We start from the raw sequence: 22,355 nt of genomic DNA, 5'->3' as shown, positions 1-22,355 counted from the left end.
GTTCCTTTGCCCAGTCCACAACAAAGCATCCCACAAGCAAGAACCTGCCGTGTTTACTTTCCTTTACAACACGGGCGATCGACCCGAAGGTGAAAAAGTCTGGACTGGCGCGCAAATCTCCCAGAAACCGTACTGATTCTTACATATTTAGCCGTAAAATCAAAAAATTAGCCGAGAATCCCGGTTCCTCACCAGCACCGGGAGTCAAAAAAATTAAGAATTGGGGGAACAAGTCCGGTTCTGTTAGTGTCAAACGCGAGTATAATTGTGAAACGTTTTGACTACCCTATTTAATTCCTGCCTCTGGAGCCGCCGCCCATATGCCATCAACAGTGAATACAGAATCAACAGCGGTTCAATTTAACCAACAGGGAGAAACATACTTATCCCAAGGAAAAATAGAAGAAGCGATCGCCTCCTGCGAGCAAGCTTTGAAGATTCACCCCAATTTTGCACCAGCTTACAAGACTTTGGGCAACGCGCTGCAAGCTCAAGGCAGGATGGAAGAGGCGCGGCACTGGTACGCTAAAGCGATTGAAATAGAACCGAATTTTGCGGAAGTATATGCGAATTTGGGCAGCCTTGGCGCGCAACAGCAAAAATGGCAGGAGGCGATCGGATTTTATCAAAAGGCGATCGCGATTAAGCCGAATTTCGCGGGAGTGTACCGGAATTTAGCAAAAGTATTCGGACAAATTAGCAAACCGGAAGAAGCCCAGCAGTGCTGGTATCAAGCATTTAGTTTGGAACCAGAAAAAGTAGCGCCTGGGGAACACTTGAATATGGGCGATGCTTTTTTTCGGCAGGAAAAATACCCCGAAGCGATCGCCTGTTACGATCGCGCCATAAAATTAAATCCTAATGTGGCGACTGCTTACCAAAATTTGGGCGAAGCGCTCAAAAAACAAGGCAAGTTAGAGGAAGCGACAGCATATTATCGCAAAGCTATTGAACTGAACGCAGCTAATGCAAGAAATGGCAGCGAGGGAGAGCAAACTTTGGCGGGTGCAACTGCGAAAAACGGTGCAGTCAAGCAGCAGCCCGCAGCAACCGCAGTTAAGCCGCCAGTTCAGCAGGCAGTTAATTCTACAATTAATATAGAAGATCCAGAAGCATACAAAATACTGGCAGAAGGCTATTTTGCTCAGGGTAAATTGGAACAGGCGATCGCAGCTTGCAAGAAGGCGCTGCAAATTAAGCCGGAAGCGCCGCTTTACAAAATGCTGGGCAACGCGCTGCAAGCTGGCGGGAAAATTGATGAAGCTAAAAGTTGCTATGTCAAAGCAATAGAAATTAACCCTAATTTTGCCGAAGCTTATGCTAATTACGGCAGCATTTGCGCGCAGCAGGAACAGTGGCAGCAAGCAGTTTCTGCTTACGAAAAGGCTATCGCCCTGAAACCAGATTTTGCCGGTGCTTTCCGCAATTTTGCAAAACTGTTAACTCAGTTAGGAAAGTCGGAGGAGGCGGCTGAGGCTTGGTATCGAGCATTTGCGATCGACCCGAAATCCGGCACCGCCGAGGAACACGAAAATTTAGCCAAAACTTTGATCGAGCAAGGTAAGGTAGATAAGGGAATTGACTGTTACCGGCGCGCGGTTGAGTTGAACCCAAATGCTGGCGCAGCTTATCACGAATTGGGCGAAATTCTTAAGGGTCAAGAACAGTGGGAAGCGGCGGTAGATGCTTACACTAATGCCATTAGAAACAATCCCGATCTTTCTTGGTCGCACAACAATTTAGCTGAGTCGCTGGTTAAGTTGGAACGGTGGGAGGAATCTGTAAATGCTTACCGCAAGGCGATCGAATTAAATCCTGATTTTAGCTGGTCTCACAACAATTTAGCCGATGTGTTGCTGAAGTTGGAACGGTGGGAAGAAGCTGTAGATTCTTACCGGAAAGCAACAGAATTAAATCCCGATTTCAGTTGGTCGCACAACTATTTAGCAGACGCGCTGATTAAGCTGGGAAGGTGGGATGAGGCAATTTCGGCTTACCAAAGGTCGATCGAACTCAATCCTGACCATTTTTGGGCGCACAACAATTTAGCAGAAGCGCTGATTAAGCTGGAACGTTGGGATGAGGCAGTTGTTGCCTACCAACGTGCTAACGAAGTTAATCAGAATTTCTTCTGGTCGCAGAGCAAATTAGGCGACGTGCTGCTAGAAATGGAAAGGTGGGAGGAAGCGATCGATGTTTACCGACGCGCGGCCGAGTTAAATCCTGATTTTCCGTGGACTTATTACAACATGGCAACGGCTTTTGAGAAGCTGGAACGGTGGGATGAGTCGATCGCCGCTTACCGCCGCGCTGCGGAGATTCAGGCGGATTTGCCGTGGCTTTCGCAAAAGTTGGCTGATGCTGTGAGGATGCGGTCCCAGTGGGATTTGAAGGAAGCGATGCGTTTGTACCGGCAGGCGATTCAGGAGAATCCTGATGACGTGCAGTTGTATCACAAGGCGCTGGAGATTGCGCCGAATGATGCTGACCTTTATGTTGAGTTGGCTAATGCTTTGGTGCGGAAGAATTGGCCGGATGGGGCGATCGTCTTTTATCAAATGGCGTTGCAGATTCGGCCTGATGACAAGGCTATTTCTGGGCGGTTAGAAGAGGTATTAAAAAAAAAGGGTGTAAGTAGGGCGGCGGAAAAGAGCGATCGGACTGTTCACGCACATTCTGGAAGTGCGATCGAACACAGCCCTGGGATAGCTGCGGAGTACCACGAATTAGGGGCGTCTCTGCAAGAAGAAGGTAAATTTGCCGAGGCTGTGGCCGCCTACCGCAAAGCAATTTCAATTAATCCCAATTACTTTGGAACTCACCACAATTTAGGCGATGTCCTGAAGTGGATCGGTAAAGTTGATGAGTCTATTAAAAGCTATCAGAAAGCGGCAGAACTGAATCCAAATTTTGTTTGGTCCCACCACAACTTAGCGGATGTATATCAACAAGAAGGTAGGCTTGATGAAGCTGTTGCTGCTTATCGGAAAGCGATCGAGGTTGCTCCTGACTTTGGCTGGTCGTACCACAACTTAGCAAAAACTTTAGCTAAACAAGACAAGCTTTCGGAAGCCCTGGAAGCTTATCAGACGGCGAGCAAACTCGATCCGAAACTTTTTGGTTTGGATTATCAAAACTTACGAGATTCGCTATTCCTCGGTCAAGACCCAGCTTACACCAAGTGGCGCGCTAAGAACAGCCCTAGAGAAGCTGATTTGCGGAAAATGGCGGAAACATTAGAAATCTTTAGCTACAAGCCGCTGATTAGCATTGTCATGCCTGCTTACAATACGCCAGAAAATTATTTGCAGGAGGCAATAGAATCAGTTCTCAATCAGATATATCCTTATTGGGAATTGTGCATTGCGGATGACGCATCAACCGCGCTTCATGTCAAGCAAATTTTGCAAGAATATGCAGCCAAAGATAGCCGGATCAAAGTAGCTTACAGAACCAAAAACGGTCACATTTCTCACTGTTCAAATTCTGCTTTGGAGTTGGCAACGGGTGAATATGTGTCTTTGCTAGACCACGACGATACACTGACACCAGAGGCGTTGTATGAAGTGGTGCTGTTGCTGAACCGCCACCCGGAAGCGGACATGATTTATTCAGATGAAGACAAGATTTATCAGGATCAGGAACTGATAAATCCTTTCTTCAAGCCAGAATGGAGTCCGGATTCATTTTTATCTCGGATGTACACTTGCCATTTGGGAACTTACAGGCGATCGCTAATTAATGAAATCGGCGGTTTCAGACCGGGTTTTGAAGGAGCTCAGGATTATGATTTGGTTCTGAGGTTTACAGAAAAAACTGACAAAATATTTCACATCCCTAAAATTCTTTACCACTGGAGAATGCACGCGGGTTCGGCTGCTGGCGGTGTAGAGGCTAAACCCTATGCCTATGATGCAGGGCAAAAAGCTTTGCAAGAGGCGATCGAACGCAGGGGCGAACCGGGGAAAATTGAAGGCGTTCCCTACTTTTTGGGACACTTTATTGCACGCTACAAAATTGCCGATTACAAGCGGGTCAGCATCATTATTCCCACGCGGGATTTAGGCGATGTTTTGGACAATTGCTTGGAGTCTATCTTTACTAAGAGCGTCTACCCCAACTACGAAGTTATCGTCATCGATAACGGCAGTCAAGAGAAACACACGGCGGAAATTCTGGCTAAATGGACGGCTAAGGAATCAGCGAGGTTTAAAAGTTATCGACTCGATATTCCCTTCAATTTCTCTAAGATTAACAACTACGCTGCTAGTAAAGCCGAGGGAGATTACTTGCTGTTCTTGAATAACGATACAGAGGTAATTACTCCCGATTGGATTGGCGGGATGGTTGAACAAGCTCAGAGAAGCTCGATCGGGGCTGTGGGCAGTTTGTTGATATACTCAGATAACAAAATCCAGCACGCGGGAGTGGTGATGGGACTCGGCGGCGGAGTTGCCGGTCACAGTTATTACCATATGCCGCGATCGATTCCTGGCTATTTCGGGAATGTGGTAGGCATGAATAATGTTTCAGCGGTAACTGCTGCGTGTTTAATGTGTCGCCGCGAAGTATTTGAAAGTGTTGGGGGGTTTGACGAAGAGCTAACAGTGGCGTACAATGATGTGGATTTGTGTTTGAAAATGCTAGAGAAAGGGTATCGCAATATTTACCTGCCTCATGTAGTTCTATACCACCACGAATCTAAAAGCCGGGGTTACGAGGATTCCCCTGAAAAGAAAGAGCGGCTGAAGCAGGAATCGAAGCTGATGGAAAGCCGGTGGCAACAATATATTGAGAATGACCCTTACTACAGCCCCCATTTAACCAGAGCTTGTCAAGACAGCGGTATCAGATTGGAGGACGAGAATTGGCGGCCGAGTCATTAGGAACATCCCCATGAGGGGTAGGCACGGGGGCACTACCCCTACAATCGCTAATTTTCTTGAGAATGAGACATCTCTGCCTTTGTAGGGGATCAGTCCCCGTACCCGCCCTGGATGCCGGGGGAATCGCAAGGATTGTAACCTAGACAGAAGACCGATACAATTCATCAGACGGCACCAATGTCAACAACCTGTAGGGGCGGGTTCGTCGATAGCTTCAAGGGATACCCAAAGACTAAAAACCCGCCCGCACCCCGCGCGAGAATCCTGAATATTGACATTAGTACAAGGTGCTTATCAACCCCGATCGACCAAGCAAAAAAAAATGAAGTCTACGGTACAAAATTATGAATAACTCATTACAAGTGCATGAAGAGACAGCTTCTAATTATTTTCATAGAGGCAACCTCCTAAAACAGTCGGATAAATTAGAGGAAGCGGTCGCCGCCTACCAGCGGTGTACTGAACTAAACCCGGATTTTTCCTGGTATCACCACAATTTGGGTGAAGTTTTGGCGAAATTGGGGCAGCGGGATGGGGCGGAGAAAAGTTACCGCCGGGCCTGCGAACTTAACCCGAATTCGGCTTGGTCTTGTCATAATTTAGGAGAGGTTTTGGAACAGCAGGGCAATCTAGATGAAGCCGTGGCTGCGTACCGCAAAGCTGTGGAAATATATCCGGATTTCTACGAGTTTCACAATAGTTTAGGCAAGGCTTTGTGCTTGCAAGGTCAACTGGATGAATCTATATGTTGTTTGCGAAGAGCGATCGAGCTTGACTCGGAATCGGCTTTGCCTTACCAAAATTTGTGGGAGGCTTTGGCAAGACAGGGACGGGTTGATGAAGGGATTGAGTGCTTGCGTCATGCGATCGATCTAAATCCGGGTGATGGGGAATTGTACCTGAAGTTGGCAGAGGCTTTGCAAGGTAAGAATGAATTAGCAGCAGCCGTGGGTTATTACCGAAAGGCGATTCAGTTAAAACCTGATTTCCATTGGCTTTACTATAAATTGGGCACGGCTTTAGCCACACAGGGTCAATGGGAGGGGGCGATCGCGGCTTACAGCAAGGCCGCTGAGTTGGAACCGGGTTCGGCAATCGTCCACCACTATTTGGGGCATAGTTTGTCGATCGTGCAGCGCTGGGATGAGGCGATCGCATCTTATCGGAAAGCGCTTGATATCGTACCGAATGCCGCAGTGATTTACCAGCATTTGGGCGATGCTTTGGCGAAACTGCAAAAGTGGGATCAAGCTGTGGGTTCTTATCGCAAGTCGGTTGAGTTTGAGCCAAATTCGCTGGAGGCTCAGGATCATTTAGGGTTTGCTCTATATCAGTTGGGGCGGTACGATGAGGCGATTTCGGCCTATCGCAGAGCGCTGGAAATTGCTCCTGATTCGGATGTAGTTAACAGCCATTTAGGGGAGGCTTTGCAAAAGCGAGCTGCCATCCAACCGCTTCAGAAAGATGTTGAGCTGGATTTAGATGAGGCGGTAAAGTTTTATCGCAGGGCAAGCGAATTGAATCCAAGCAATTTGGAGGCGGCTCAAAAGGCTGTGGAGATTAAGTCTGACGACTCGGAGCTTTATTTGCGGCTAGGTAAGGCTTTGGCAGAAAAAGGGCAGTTGGATGGGGCAATTGGTCAGTACCGTCGCGTTCTCGATCGAAATTCAGACTCTTGGGAGGCGCAGCATTATTTAGGGGAAGCTTTGGCTAAACAAGGGCGGTGGGATAAGGCGATCGATGCTTACCGCAGGGCGATCGAGATTGATCCTGAGTCTTCTTTGTGTTACTGCGGTTTAGGGAATGCTTTGATGAGCAAGGGTGCGGTAGAGGAGGCGATCGGGGCTTACCGCAAAGCTATTGAACTCGAGCCAGAATTCTCTGAGTGGCACAATAAGTTAGGGGATGCCTTAGCAAAAGTTGGGCGCATCGATGAAGCTAGTGCTTGTTACCGTCGCGCTGTTGAACTTAAAGTCCTTGTGGATATCTAGGTAGATATCTAATAACAGAGATACACTGAAAAACACAACTAAAAATAACGGAGTGAAACATTGATGAATCCAGAAAAACAATTAACTGAATATGTCCAAACATGGGATGTGAGTAAAACTAACCATCCCCTTTGGCAAGACTATAAACAGGATTTTGAGTATTATTTTTCTCGATTTAAAACATCAAGGGAATCTCAAGAATTTTCTAATTTGACTTTCTTTCCTTGCTTGGCAGATAAAACCTCATCTACTCCGTTTGATAAATCGTATTACTACCAAGATACTTGGGCTAGTAGAAAAATTTTTCAACGTCGCCCTGAGTCGGTGCTAGATATAGGTTCGACATTATTATATTCTGGAATAATTTCTCAGTTTGTCCCTACTACTTTTGTTGATATAAGACCCGTCCAAGTTAATTTACCAGGACTGACAGTTGTTGATGGCAGTATTTTGGAGTTGCCTTTCGAGGACTATTCTCAAAATTTTATTACTTCTTTGTGTGTAGTAGAACATATAGGTCTTGGTAGGTATGGCGACCCAATTATGCCAGATGGTGCGAGACGTGCTTGTGCAGAAATCGATAGAGTGTTGAAGCCTGGTGGGGAAATTGTTGTCAGTGTACCTGTTGGCGTACCTTGCATTGCTTACAATGCTCATCGCATTTTTTCTAGAGAACAGCTTCTTTCTTACTTCCCTGGATATACAGTATTAGATGAAGTTTTTTTAACACCAGAACCTGCGGGTTCTGAAGTTTTAACTAATTTGAAAGAACCAGGTCAATATGTAGTTTGGGTTGTACATTTGGGTAAAGCTCCAAATGCTGAAATTGAAAATTGGCTGGCACATGGTAAACCAATCCCTACGCCTCATTTTGTCAAAGAGCAAGCTGTCAGATATTATGCAGAAAAATATGCACTTAATACTTTAATTGAAACAGGTACATACCTGGGAGACATGATATTTGCAATGAAAGACATCTTTAAAAAAATTGTTTCAATAGAATTAAGCCCTGAACTTTATATTCAGGCAACAAGTAAATTTTGGCAAATGTCTAATGTGGATATTATCCAAGGTGACAGTGGTAAAGTATTTCCAGCAATTTTACCTCAAATAGAAGAACCTTGTTTGTTCTGGCTTGATGGTCATTACTCAGCCGGAATTACTGCTAAGGGGCAGTTGGAAACTCCCATTTTAGAGGAACTACAAGCTATTTTTAATCACCCTCAGAAAGAAAATCATGTAATTTTAATTGATGATGCTCGTTGCTTTACAGGGCAAAACGACTATCCAGAACTGAGTCACTTAAAGGAATTAGTAGCTAAAAATTTACCTAATCATATATGGGAAGTTAAAGAGGATATTATTAGAATCTCCTTGCCTCTGGTTCCGGAAAGTCAAGTACAAATTAGCTTACCAGTAAGAGAGCAAGTGGATAATTTTAACAAGCTAAGTCAAACTTTTTTGGCTAAATATAGCTTGCTTAAAAAGCATCCTCTTAATCCCAACCTAATTCTCCCTTATTGGGAAGAACAGAATAAGAAGTTAGAGGAAAGTATACTGCCAATTCCCCCCATTTCATTTCTGGGAAATCAAGTAATATTGGAAACCATGTTTGTTGGTTACGATAAATTCTATAAGCAGGAACAGGAAATTGCTTACTTAGAAACACAGATTGCCGCCGATAAAATTACTTTTTTACTGAAAGAAGATTCCATAGGCAATCCCCCTGTCACTACTGAATATGGCGGTATAAAAACTTCTTATAACACAGTTCACCATTTACACCACATTGCTAAATTTGTAGAACATACTAACTGCGAATTAACAGATATTAAATCAGTAGTAGAGTGGGGCGGGGGCTATGGTAATCTTGCGAAAATCTTTAAAAAAATGAAACAGGGTGAGGAGCTAACGTACATTATTATTGACACGCCCATCTTCAGCGTCATTCAATGGCTATACTTGGGAAGCATTTTGGGTGAAACAAATGTTAACCTTATAAATGAGCCTAATCAGTCAATTGCAGCAGGTAAAATTAACTTGCTACCTCTTAACTTTTTAGACAATTGTCTGATAAACAATGTGGACTTGTTTATATCAACTTGGGCTTTGAGCGAATGTTCAGATTTTGCTCAAGATTATATTTTGACGCACCAATGGTTTAATGCTAAACACTTGTTGCTTGCGTATCACTTAGGAGTAGGAGATGCTTTTCCTTTTGCTTCCAGAGTTGGTGAGATAGCTGGGAGTGGCAGAGCCACTACTGTAGATATTGATTTCCTACCCGGAAATCAATATGCCTTTCGCTAATTTGTTAAGAGATTAATTTGGGGGTCATTGTGTTGTTTATTTGGTACAAGGAGTTTTATTATGTTTCCCAAAGAATTGCGTGATGGTGACACCCTCTCAGCTCGCATATCGGTTATAGTCTTTTCCAAAGATCGACCCCTACAACTTCAGGCTTACTTGGAAAGCCTGCTCTATTATTCAGGTATTCACGAAAACTCAATCTATGTTTTGCACAAAGCAACGGATATTTCTTATCAAGATTTAATCGATAAATATTCAGGGGTGAACTGGATTGCAGAAAAGGACTTTTATTCTGACTTAATAGCAACTATTAATCAAGTCAGTGACTTTATCCTGTGGGGATGTGATGACGTTTTATTTAAATCATTCTTCAATCCTGAAATTTGTGCCAAGTCTCTTGATGAAGATTCAGAAATCTTCGGTTTTAGTCTCAGAAATGGTAAAAATATTCAGCCATGTCCCCAGTTGCTCGATCGAGGAGAATATTGGCTATGTGATTGGACAGAGGCACCCCAAGGTTACTGGTCTTATCCTTGGGAAGTTAGTGCCTCTGTTTACCGAAAAAAAGATGTTTTAGATTTCGTCAAACTCTCAAATAATATCAGTAATCCCAATTATTTTGAAGGGGAATTGGCCCACTATTTTTCCATCCATAAAGGGGAATGCAAAAAGTATATTGCTTGCTTTGAAGTGAGTAAAACAGTGACTTTGACTATCAATAGGGTGCAGGAAACACATCCTAATTTGTTTGATGGTACTAAAGATACTGATATAAATAGCCTTTATCAATATTTCATTCAAGGTTATAAGTTGAATTGGACGAAATTAAAAGATTGTAATAATTCTCTGGCTCATGTCAGGTCTGAATATTTTGAACTTGAACTACCTGTAACAACTGAGCCAATTGGAGATGATATTAATGATCCAGACAAGTCTATATCCATAACTGATTACTTAGCTCAAGGCGACGAATTGTTAGAATCAGGGCAAATCCAAGAAGCGATCGCCTTTTTCCAAAAGGCTGTTGAGTCTAATCGGTCATCTCCTTGGCCTTACTACCATTTAGGATTGGCATTGGCTAAAGATGGTCAGTTAGAGGGGGCGGTGAGTGAGTTTGGGCGGGCGATCGCTCTTTACCCTGATTTGATATGGGCCCATCATTATTTGGGTGAGACTTTGGTTAAATTGGGTCGGCTAGAGGAAGCAGTAGGGGAGTTTCAACGCGCGATCGAACTGAAACCGGATTTATCTTGGTCTTATTATCATTTGGGTCAGGCTTTATGTCAGTTGGGGCGTTGGGATGAGGCTGTCGTTAATTTAAGACGGGCGATCGAACTTAATCCTGATTTTTGTTGGTCTCACCATTATTTAGGGGAAGCTTTGTCACGGTTAAAAAAGTGGAATGAAGCTGCGGTGGCGTTGAATCAAGCCTTGACTTTGCATGAGCATTTTGGTAGTTATTCTGCTTTAGGACAGTGTTGGGAGAAATTGGGGGACTTGGAAAAGGCGATCGCCGCCTATCGTCAGGCTACCAAACTAAATCCTGATGTTGAGGAAATTTACTTGAGTTTAGCAGAAATGCTACAACAACAAGCTAAGTTAGATTTAGAACAAGCAGCTTTAGCATATCGACGAGCGATCGACTTAAACCCGGAAAAGACTGAATCCTATCAAAAGTTACTGGAAATTGAGCCAGAGAATAGCGATTATTGGTTTAGTCTGGGGAAGGTGTTAGAAAAAAAAGGTGATGGGGATAGTGCGGTTAAGGCTTATCGGCGGGCTTGTGAATTAAAGCCAGAAGATGCAGAAAAGCATCAACAGCTAGGGGAATTGTTGGTAAAGTTGGAGCAATTAGAGGAAGCGATCACTGCCTTGCGTCGGGCTGTGGAACTTGCACCAGACTCAGGGGATGATGCTTATTTGTTAGGATTAGCATTAACTAGAATTGGCGAAGAAGAAGATGCGATCGCGACCTTCCGCAGGGCTGGCGAATTGTTAGAAAAACAAGGAAAGCTAGAATTAGCTATAACAGCCTACCAAAAAGCACTAGAGTCATCATCAAATGCTGACATCTCCTTTAAATTAGGAATGCTTCACGCCCAGTGCGGTCAATGTTCAGAAGCTTTAACCCAATATCAACAGACTTTACAAAGCCAGCCCGACAAACCAGAAGTCTACGCTAATTTGGCAGTAATTTTAGTCCAGCAAGGGTTAAAAGAACAGGTAATAAATTGTTACCATCAAGTCTTCCAAAAAAAACCAGAAAGTGCTAAAAATTACTACAACCTAGGTATTATTTTATCACAACAAGGTCTCACAGATGCGGCTGTAACGTTCTTCCGTCAGGCTCCCCAGAAACATCCTAGCGAAACGGAAGTTTATGATAGTATATGGCGAGGATTAAATCAGTTAGGCCCTTTGACACAGGAAAACCACTCTTACCCAACTGAAATCAAAGCCGAACTTGCCGAAGCTTATTTTAACCAAAGCAGCCAATACAAAGTTCTCCTGTTTAATAATTTAACAGATAATGATAAGAATTGGCTAGAGGGGGCAGGTTTCTCATTGGCTAACTTAGAAGCTCTGTCGAAAGATGACATATCATTAGAAGAATTATATATTAATAGTTTTGCTGATGGTCAAAAGATTAAATTATCCAGAAAATATCTGACCAGAACTTTGAATGCTTATCAATCAATGGCACAGACTGGCTATATTTACACCCTGTGTCCTATTACTGGTAAAATAGTTCGATCCAATCAATCATTTCATATACATAACGGTGATTTTAATAATTTCATCTATCGCTTTGTCAGTCAAGAAGTATTTTATTTGATAATTGGTCATTGGATGGGAATTAAGTTATGCCTTTATTTTCCTAGTAAGGATTTAGTGATTTGGTTCTATAAAGATGTTTGGGTAGGAGAACATATTATTAATAAGCTAAAAGCATCGCTGGTGAGTCAGTGGGTCAAAGTCAAATCTTATATATCAACACCGGAACCCAAACCAACTGCTGTAGTTTATGGCCATATATCAAACATTTCTCATTATATGTGGAATGAAGTTACAGGGATACAGTATCTAGCAGTTAATGGGTGTTTAGCAAAAATTGATACTTTTTTGACTTTACCCTACGACTATTACAATATTCCCGCTCTGTTTGAGGAGGTGTCTGAGGATAAAGTAGTAGCTATTCCTCATGCTAATAGCTTATTAGAAACAATTCTAGAAAATAATTTATTTGCGATGAGAGTTACTGACACATTTATCACGGAAGCATTAGCTAAGAGAATTGTTAATTATTCTTTGGCTAAATGTGCTAATGAAGGTGTGTTGTTACAAGAAGTAGAACAGGCTAAAAAGTGTTTCCCCCTAATTTGGATAACGATCAGAAGCCATCGTCGTGTCTGGGTATCTCAAATTAAAGGTTTTGCTAATATCATTAATAAACTTTACCAAGATTATCCACAAATAGGAATTGTCTTTGATGGCTGGGGCTGCATGGATCATCGCCAACCAGACCCGAGAGACCAGTCGATGATTCAACAGGAAAATGAAATAAGACTAAAAATTATTGATTTGATTGCTCCTGAGATTGCTACTTATAGCGCGATTGGGAACTCCAACTTTGAAAAAGCTGTTTGGGCCCATGGGGTAGATATGTACATACAACCTGAAGGCACGGGTCTGACTCATGTAACATGGATCGCCAATAAACCAGGAGTGATATTTAGTCATAAGCAGGCTATGGGGCAGAAAAGGTATTGGTTTAATAACAGGGAAAATGCTCTTGAACCAGCGCTAATCAAGGACGAGTATCTAATCGGTAATGCCAAAGATACAGGTTTTAATCATCATAGCAACTTCGATTGTGATTGGCGTGGAATCTATATTGAAGCATTGGAAATTATTGGTAAACTAACCCAGGATTAAATTTAGCTTTGCCATATGTCTATACGCGAGGTTTATCCTGTATTGCGAGCTGAAGATCATGCCTTAGCTTTTCCCTTCCCATTCCCAGCCCGCTAAAATTATGGGATAGACGGTAAAGCCAATTGCACTTCCTGTTAGGATTTACTTTAACGAACGGTTGATAGATCTAAGTGTGATTGGGATTGTTTTAGTTTTAAGCAGGATCTATCCACTTCTATCTGCATTTCTTCTGCCGTTTATTTCCCACTATTCAACTGAGATTTCACCCATTCCTTTAGTAGCGAGGAATGTGATCTATTTCAAAGTCAAGTCTAAATCCAGTCAGAGCTTCTGTCCAACTTCGGCAATCACCTGCGAAATTGTTTGATCTGTCACCATTGTATCCTGGTCTCTCCGCCAAAAGAATAGATGCACCGACGTTTGAATATTTGTGATACTCCAATACTGAGCCTTCAGAAGGCAGATTGTCAACATACTTTGTCATAATTGTTAACACATAAAATTTGTTGTGACCACAAAAAGACTGAAGTAGCTGGTAGAGTGAAAATATGTTTTCATCGGTAAAAACACTAGGCAATTCGTGATCTGGATGTCCACTCCTACACCATCTAATAAATCCAATTTTTTGATGGCCACTTTTACAATAATCTTTAAGCTTGCTGAAAGTGTGGAGAAATCGTCCCTTGGCCTGATCAATTGCCCCACTATCAATCAACTGAGGTGAGATCTCTATGAAATTTTCTCTATCCTCTGAGTGGTATTTGCTCACCAATGCAGGAGACAAATCATGGTGGAATATCAAATCTGAATAGCTGTCCGACAAACTTCCGAATTTATTAATGTAGAGATTATTTAAATCAAGAATTTGGGCGGGATTAAATTCAGGTGAAAGAATTCTTTGAAGTGCAGCAAAACTCGTTATTGTCCAGTCGAAGGGAAATGACTCTGACGTGGTATTATTCTTAGTATTAAATTCACGAACTTGATATGCCGTGCGGCACCAAGCGCCTATTGGTATTAGCATGAGCTCGTCAGTATTAGCTAATTTAGTGATTTTATGGCTAGGGATTTCAGGAAAAACACCCCCAACATTATAACAATCTTTAATTGTAGAGTTGCTGTTTTTTTCCAAATCAGATTCATAATTTAGCGCTACTAATTGTGACTGGGCTTGTTTCAGTTTTAAACGCGATCGGTCCAATTCTATCTGCATTTCTTCTGCCGTTTGTTTCCAACTATCCAACTGAGATTTTACCCAGTCCTTTTCCGATTGAGTCGCATCTAATTTAGCTTGTACCTCCTGAGTTGTACGTTGCCAAGTTTCCCCTTGCGCTGCTAACTGAGATTTTTCCGCTTGAGTTTCCTGTAATTGAGACTCTTTTTGTATCACTTGAGATTGTATCTGCTGTACTTGGTGGGCTAACTCTTTTGCTTCTGCGATAAAAACCTCTTTTTGAGCGTCTAAAATAGCGGAGTTAGCTTCAGCATACTGGCGATATCTGTTAAAAATAATCTCCCTAGTGCGGGTAAAATCGGCTCGGTTATGGCTACTGGTGTTAGTGCCATCATTTCTTTGGGTAAACTCGCAAGTAGTTTCCTTTATATGGGCTATGTTAAACTTGCGGGAGAGTCGAATTATTAAATCCCAATCTTCATGAGTGGATAGGGTTTCATCAAATAAGCCCACTTCATCTAAGCAGGATTTTTCGTGCATTAGACATAAGTTAGGAGTGCAGTTACTCACTAAGATTTTTTCATTATCAAAGTCTAGGGAGTAGGGCACACTACGGTGAACTGTCGCATATTCACCATTTTGTTTTTCCTGTTGCGCCATGACAGCATCGGTGTAGGCGATTTTATATTCGCCATTTTCTAGGAATTTGACTAGGGTTTCGATGTGATTGGGGTAGTAGATATCGTCGTCGTCTAAGTAGGCTATGTATTTACCGCTGGCGGCGCGGATGCCTGTGTTACGAGCGGAGGAGCGCTCAAGAGGGCAATCGTGTTTTTTATAGACAATGTTACTCTTAGTATTAAGGCGTGATATGAGTGATTGTACATCAACACCACCATCATTAACTACGATGATTTCTAAATCGGTAAAGGTTTGATTAAGAACACTTTGGATAGCTTGGGCAAGCATTTCTGGACGGTCTTTAGTGGGAATAATAACACTAACTAAAGGTTCCTCTACTTTCGAGTAGTTGGCACGCTGATTTGTCCGTATAAACGTTGGCATTGAGGGCTTTAGCCAAAAATAATCACCAAAAGTAGTACATTGATTTTTTACAGCAGCAATATTAGCTTGGATATTTTGTCTATCGCTATTGCTATGTTGTAAAGCTAAATCCAACATTTCTGTTGCTTGCTGGTAATTGCCTTGAGTGGCTCTAATTATTCCTAAATTGTTTAGTGCTAAAGAATTTGTTGGATCTAGTTCTAATACCTTACACAAAACCTGTTCCGCAAAAGTTATATCGCTAACAGGTTGGCCATTCCAAACAAAAAATTCCTTACCAAAAGAACCAAGCACAGCATATAATTGGGCTAAATTAGAGTTGTCAAGAATATAATTGTAGCCAAACAACTTACTCAAGATTTTTGGTTGCAAATATTCCTGCCGTAAAGGTTCATATTCATTTCCTAAAGCAGCATATCCAACTTCTCCCATGCTTATACTCTTAGGATTTTCATAGTACAATCCCACAATATCAGGTATTTTTTTCGCCATCAAACCATTAGCAGAAAAGCGTAACATAAATTCTCGATCACCAAAAACTTTCATATCGTCTTTATAGTAACCTATCTGATCGAACACGCTTTTTTTGATTAAAGCTGCATGGGTAGTAATTTGGTAATATAAAAGTAAGGGGGGGATAAATTCTGGATAATAAAAGTTAAATTTATCGGAATTTGAATCAAAAGAATCATTGTCCTGTGCTGTTATCAGCCAATCACCATAAATAGCACTTAGATGGCGATGGTCATCTAATTTATTTGCCATAATTTCTATTGCATTGCTCGCAAAGCGATCGTCTGCATTAGCATTAATCACATATTCTCCCTGACACCTCTTAATGCCACGATTCCAAGCAGCATAAATAGTTTCTCGCTCTGGGGTGCGTTCATAAAAGATATGGGGGTATTTATTCTGAAACTCTTTAACGATTGAACGCTCATTTTGTTCAGAATTGCTGTCAATCACGATAATTTCTAGTTGACTTTGGGTGTATAAAGTCTGATTTACTAAATTTTCTAAGCGACCTCTAATAAACTTTTCTGAATTATAGGTAGAGACTATGGCTGATACTTTATATGGGTAGGTAGGTGCACTAACTGTATTTTCAATTTGCAGAGACTCCTTTCGCCCCGCAGTTTTAATCAAAACAAACTTGACTATTTCTGCCATTTTTGACCAAGAAAACTGCTTACATTGTTCTAATCCCAGCCTAATTAAAGACTCCCGCACTTCGTGTTTCTGAACCTTAATCATTGCTTCTACCAGTTCATTAACATCTCTACCACTCACATACAAAACCGCATTTCCACCGACTTCAGGTATAGAAGCGTATGGGCAAGTAATAACTGGACAACCACAAGCCATTGCCTCCGCTACAGGCATCCCAAAACCTTCGTAAAGAGAAGGATACACTAAAGCCACAGCCCCAGAATAAGCAACTTTTAATTCGGCATCACTGAGTTTGAGTAAATGAACTCTACTATCTTTGACATGAACTTTAATTTCATCTTCCAGTTGAAGATAACTACCAATACAAACAATCTCAAAACCTTGCCAATTAGGCAGATTGTGGAAAGCTTCAAAAAAGATAGTTGTATTTTTGTACTTTTGCCAACCTACTCTCTCTCCCACAACTAGAAAATAAGGTTTACGAATCTCATATTTTGATGTAAATCCCATAATTTCTTCTTGAGTGGCAGGACTAAAATTACTATCAATACCACAATGGGCTACAGTTATTGAATCTACTAATATATTTGGAAAGCAACCAGCCAGATCGCGCTTAGTATTTTCTGATATAGTTACATAGGCAGAAGCGTGTCTAATTCCCCGGTGTTTTTCTCGCCACATGGGGTAATCTGGGTTCTGCTCCATCAGTTCCGGAATCATGTCATAACCCATAAAAACAGAGGGAGTTGACAGGGGAGTTGTGTAGTATGTAGAGGTGAATACATCTACTCCTTCTTCATCACACACTTGCTGAAGCATTTGTCTATCTCTATCGGTGTCATCGTAGTTGTACTCAGGTATTAGATGATACCTGACACCAGAAATTTTAGGTGCTGTTCCGGCTCGATCTAGAACTAGAATATCCTTGGCGAAACCGTCTGTGACCCATTCTTCTAATAGCGATTTCCAAACTCTAGCTATACCTGTATTGTTAAGCTGAAAAAATATTCCATCTACAGCCACTAACAATGAGTTGTTACTCCTCTGTCGGTGCCTATTTGTAGTTTTATGTAAACCTTGTGATTTCAATATTAACTGTCCTGTAGCATCGGAGGTTTGAGGAGTATCTTCGCTTACTTCAAAACCACTATCAGCCCATTCTACTAACTCTTGAATTCGGCATTCAAGAGTGTGTTTTTCTTGGCATAACTGATAGCCGCGAGCAGCTATGTCCTCAGCTAAATCTGGATTTTTCAGCAAATATTCTATTTTTTCGATTAAATCATCAGGATTTTCAGGGTTATAGTAAACTAAATGCTCCCTGTCACGGAATAATTCATTAGATTTTTCCCCAATTATTTGATTTTGAAGTACCAAACCACCACAAGCTAAACTTTCAAAGGTCCGGGATACTAAAGTTGGTGACAAAGAAGGCAAACTTAGAAGGATCTTATATTTATTTAAAGTTTCAGCATAAGATTGAACCGCCTCTACTGGACGTAGTAAGCAGCTCATATCTAGTTTATGAACATCAACTGATTGACATAAGGTCAAATATTCTATTAGCTGGCCTCTATTTTTATATGGGCTGTTTTCATGGTAGTTAGTAACTTGCCCTCGAAAAAAAGCGCGATCGAGCCGCTCTCGAAAAGAAATGTTTTTATGAAAATATTGAGTATCAACAGCAAAGGGAGAGAAAATTATCGGTTTCGCAATATATTCTTGCTCCCGTAAAAAACTTACATCAGGCTCATGGTGGCAAATAATAGCATCAACACAAGGTACTGTACTTTTAATTGCCATAGACATCTGTTCACGCCAACTAGAGGTATTTTGAACAGCATCATTCAAGTAACTATCGGGAATTGTAACTACTTTTTTGACTCTCGCTTGATGCCACTGATTTTGCCATTTACGAGTGCTATGCAAACTTTGAGAATGCCAATCAAATCCAAGCAAGAGCATTATATCTGCTTCCGGGTTTCTTAAATATTGATACAAACCATCATCATCTGTAGGTTCTAATGCTCCCCATTCAGCGACAGGGATAAATACACGATTCAGTAAACCTTGTCTTTGCAAAACATTGACCCAACCTCGCGAAAAGTTCCATCCATGTGTTCCAGTAGCTTGCAATACAACATCTATGCGAGGTTGACTGGACATAGAAGAGAACTGATTGGGATTTCCTACAGTTTTTTGTGCTGGATGAGATGGACTTGATTTATGTTGTGATGAATTTAGAGAAGAACTTATCTTGGCAGTGTGCTGGTCTAGACCTAATGTATTATCATCTAGCGGTTTTTCTAAGACTGCGGCAAACTGAATGTAACAAGATTCATCAACTTGTTTAGCATTTTTAATCCGGTAAATTTTTAGTTTAAGACCATTAAGGTTTTGACATATTCTATCGAAAAAATGCTGGGGATCGTAAAAGCGACAGTGACGGTTATTAAACCCAGCAGCACAGTAAATAACAGCATCCTTTTCAAAATTTACTCCACCACTTGATATTGCCGTTACAGGATCAGATTGAATTGAATATTCATCAAACAGGTAAAGTGGCAGGATACAAACTGCACCGCCTCGCTTTAATACGCGAGCGGCTTCCTTTACAAACCCAATATCTGAATCATCTTCAAAATGCTCAAATGAACAGTGCAATGCCATCTTTGTCGCAAATTCATTGGACAAAGGCATATCAGCAGCATTACCACCAATTGTATCACCATTTAATCCTGGAGGATGCTTTAAGTCTTGTGTGTATGTTTTAGCTCCAAAGATTTTTGTATAAATTTTAGGTACAGTACCTGTTTCACTAGCAACATCTATGTAAATATCTTCACAGTTCAGCTTTAGCAGTTTAGCAGCCAAATAGTGTTCTAATGATTTTTCGCTTCGATTAAATGAGTAATAATCAGGAAAGTTCTCTAAGTATCTAGCATCTTGAAAGTATTGCCGATATTCATCTACATTTATTTCATAATCATATACCTCTATTCCTAGATTTCGCAATTTTTGGCTCATTAAATCTGAATTGTTAGGTGGTATCCATCCTTTTTTTGTCGGTCTTCTTATCTGCTTAAAGCAGGTATCAAAATCTAAAACAACTGAACTATTAGTCAAGGGAGTTTCTTTTTTTGGAAACAATTCAAACTGGTTAAACTGGTATTCGATATATTGTTTGCTAATCATTTCTTTAAGCACATCTATGTATCTAGTTAAAACAACAGTTTTTTCAAGCTTGTCTCTAACAAAATTGATGGCACGTTCACGAATTGAGCCATCGCGATCAATAATTTTAAACACTCTAATTATTGTTTTAGCTAACTCTTCCGGCGTATTTGGCCAATACAAAAACCCAGTTTCACCCTCAACTAAAGTAGCAGCGACACCTCCGGCATTGTGGACTACAGGAATACAGCCACAGGCTTCAGCCTCTACTGCGACCATACCAAAACTTTCTTCCTCAGAAGGAACAGCTATGATGCCATGTTGGGGGTAAATTTGTGGCATTTCGCTATTGGAAATCGCACCATGAAAATACACTCCACTTAATTCCTGACTTCTCAATTCTTTTTCATATTCATCTGTTCTATCTTTCCACAAAGATGCACTACCATAAATATGTACTTCTGTATCTGGAAAATTGCTCCGTATTTCTGGTAAAGCCGCGAAAAGAATATGCAAACCCTTATGATCTACGATTGCCCCGGCAAACATGATAGAATGGGGTTTACGCTCTATTGGTTTTGGAGTAAAAACTTTAGTATCTGTAAAATTAGGCACAACCCTAATCTTATTTATCGGCACACCTTGTGAAGCGATGGCTTGACGGTGAATATCTGACAGACATATAAACCCATCAAATTTATCACTATGATTAACTTCATTCGTTGCTAGTTGCCAATTGTGTATATGTAAAATCCAAATCTGTTTAGATGGTTTTTGGCATTCAGAAAATATCTTTAAGTATGTCGCAAAAACTACGATATCATAGTCAGATAGGAACGTTTCTAAATTTTCTGACTTGGGTAAAGGTATGAAATTAACCCCTTGATAGGTTTCTGGATAATTTACATCATTACCTGTGGCATAAACTAAAATATTTTCTCTGATGACTAAAGCAGTAGTCAGCGCAATTACTACCGTGCTGGTTCCCGCAAAAATTTCTGTTGTATTCCCTAACTGCTCGTAATAAAAAAGAATTTTCTTTCCTGATAATTCTTTAGTTGAATGAGAATATTTTTCTTGATTTAACTTCTCATTGTTAACAGATAACTCATCACTGGGAGTTACTCGATAACTATTGATTCCCGCTTTTATTTGTTGCAAACGAGTCTTCGATAGCTCTAAATTAGCCTTAGCTTGACTCAATTTATCTGAATTTTCCTGATTAGATGTTGCCATAATTTTTATCCTTCTTATTGTTCTAACTTTTCCCTTATGATTGTCCTACTCCTAAATAGCCAGACAAATTCCTGAACTAATCTGAGGTAATTTGCTGTTTGGCTTGTTCCAACCCAAATTTGAACTTCTCTAATTTCTCTCTACTCCTCTCTAAATTAAGTTGAAATAACTCATCTTCTTCTTGCAATTGGTTGCTTACCCATCCATGTATCTTCAAAATATCTTGCAATTCTAAGTTTAATTGCTTAATAGTATTCACCTGTAACTTCCTCCTATGATCTCCCGGTTTCACCTGCCTTTTATGAGAATAAATATCCTCTTTTACTTCAAATTTAGCCTCATCTATTAGCTCTTTTCTTAGCTGTTCACTAGGCTTAATTGCGAGATGTTTGAACATTTCACTCAGCCAGACGGGGAAATCTGTAACCATATCTTCATATTTCAGAAGTAATACATTTTTTTTAGCCAAGAGATATTTTTCATACTGATTGTACTTTGTACTCAACCAAGGAGAGTGTTCTAGTACCAAATCATCTATATTTTTATTTCTTGCGTCTTCCATGGCCGCCTCTATCTTTGTCTTTTGGCTTTCTGGTATGCCATGACTATATGCGATAGAAAAATAAAGTGACGTGAGGACATCTCTTGGATCTCTCAACATCACAATTACCTTGTATTTCTCCATTTCACTTATGGGGTAATATTGTCTGAATGGTCCGTAAATATGACCAGTTGTTTTAAACATATTATTAATTTTTTCAGGGTCATTGCTGGAAATTAATTTCCCTAAAGATTGACCAGCTTCCCACAAATTTCCTTCATAGTTCACATAAGTCATACCTAAATCATGTGCCAGTTTCTGCAAAATTTCAGTAGCATACACCGAAGCGCATTTGTGAGTCGTGAACCAAATAATACTTGGATTTGTCGTCATTTAGGTTAATCTGGTAAAATTATAATGAGTGAGACAGGGCTTTAGTTTTACGAATTGGCTTAACTGCAACTGTCCACCGCATCAATTGCTTCCACTCTTCTGAATTGGTGAGTGCGTAGGTATCGAGTTGATGCTCTTTCTCTGAGGAGAATTTGACAAAACTCTCTAGCCAGTTCATCAGTGTTTCTGTTTTTGAGAAAGGCGTACACTTCAAGGATTCCTGCAAGTACTTTTGCATCTTGGTTACATCGCCTTTTTGGTAAGCATACCACGCATCCCATACTAGAAGGCTATATGGCATCTGGCTCCGTTGGACACCTGTATCGCTAAGGGCATATTGCTGGAAATCCGATCGATCCAACTCTTCCTGAACTTGGACAAGTTGAGACTGATAATGCTGGGACTCTTCCTGAACTTGGACAAGTTGAGACTGATAATGCTGGGACTCTTCCTGAACTTGGACAAGTTGAGACTGATAA

General features: G+C 41.0%; 6 protein-coding genes and 1 pseudogene. 4 read left to right on the top strand and 3 right to left on the bottom strand.

Going from position 1 to position 22,355, the window contains the following annotated elements; translation table 11 throughout:
• Window positions 1-320: 320 nt before the first annotated feature.
• The 4 genes from QUA03_RS14470 to QUA03_RS14455 all read left to right on the top strand — a co-directional run bounded on the left by QUA03_RS14470 (window position 321) and on the right by QUA03_RS14455 (window position 13,123).
• Complete coding sequence (locus tag QUA03_RS14470) at window positions 321-4,886, top strand: tetratricopeptide repeat protein (protein ID WP_333212986.1); 4,566 nt, start codon at window positions 321-323, stop codon at window positions 4,884-4,886.
• A 344-nt stretch (window positions 4,887-5,230) separates the two neighbouring features.
• The gene (locus QUA03_RS14465; protein WP_333212985.1) at window positions 5,231-6,877 is read left to right on the top strand and encodes a tetratricopeptide repeat protein; all 1,647 of its coding nucleotides are present in this window, start codon (window positions 5,231-5,233) and stop codon (window positions 6,875-6,877) included.
• Between the two features lie 63 nt (window positions 6,878-6,940).
• Window positions 6,941-9,187 (top strand): putative sugar O-methyltransferase, encoded by a 2,247-nt coding sequence (locus QUA03_RS14460; RefSeq protein ID WP_333212998.1) that lies wholly within the window; start codon window positions 6,941-6,943, stop codon window positions 9,185-9,187.
• A 60-nt stretch (window positions 9,188-9,247) separates the two neighbouring features.
• Window positions 9,248-13,123, top strand: a complete 3,876-nt coding sequence (locus tag QUA03_RS14455; RefSeq protein ID WP_333212984.1) for a tetratricopeptide repeat protein — start codon at window positions 9,248-9,250, stop codon at window positions 13,121-13,123.
• Window positions 13,124-13,397: 274 nt separating this feature from the next.
• Here QUA03_RS14455 and QUA03_RS14450 read toward each other — a convergent pair whose 3' ends face one another.
• The 3 genes and pseudogenes from QUA03_RS14450 to QUA03_RS14440 form a co-directional block, all read right to left on the bottom strand.
• Window positions 13,398-20,942, bottom strand: a complete 7,545-nt coding sequence (locus QUA03_RS14450; RefSeq protein WP_333212983.1) for a DUF1796 family putative cysteine peptidase — start codon at window positions 20,940-20,942, stop codon at window positions 13,398-13,400.
• Between the two features lie 76 nt (window positions 20,943-21,018).
• Window positions 21,019-21,876, bottom strand: a complete 858-nt coding sequence (locus QUA03_RS14445) for a sulfotransferase domain-containing protein (protein ID WP_333212982.1) — start codon at window positions 21,874-21,876, stop codon at window positions 21,019-21,021.
• Between the two features lie 19 nt (window positions 21,877-21,895).
• Window positions 21,896-22,355: pseudogene (locus tag QUA03_RS14440) on the bottom strand (chromosome partitioning protein ParA); the annotation flags it as partial.

The organism is Microcoleus sp. S36b_A4 (assembly GCF_036700645.1).
In the GTDB taxonomy this organism is placed as follows: Bacteria; Cyanobacteriota; Cyanobacteriia; order Cyanobacteriales; family Microcoleaceae; genus Microcoleus.
The sequence above is the reverse complement of the archived record's forward strand: the minus strand, read 5'-3'. Positions and strand labels throughout refer to the sequence as shown.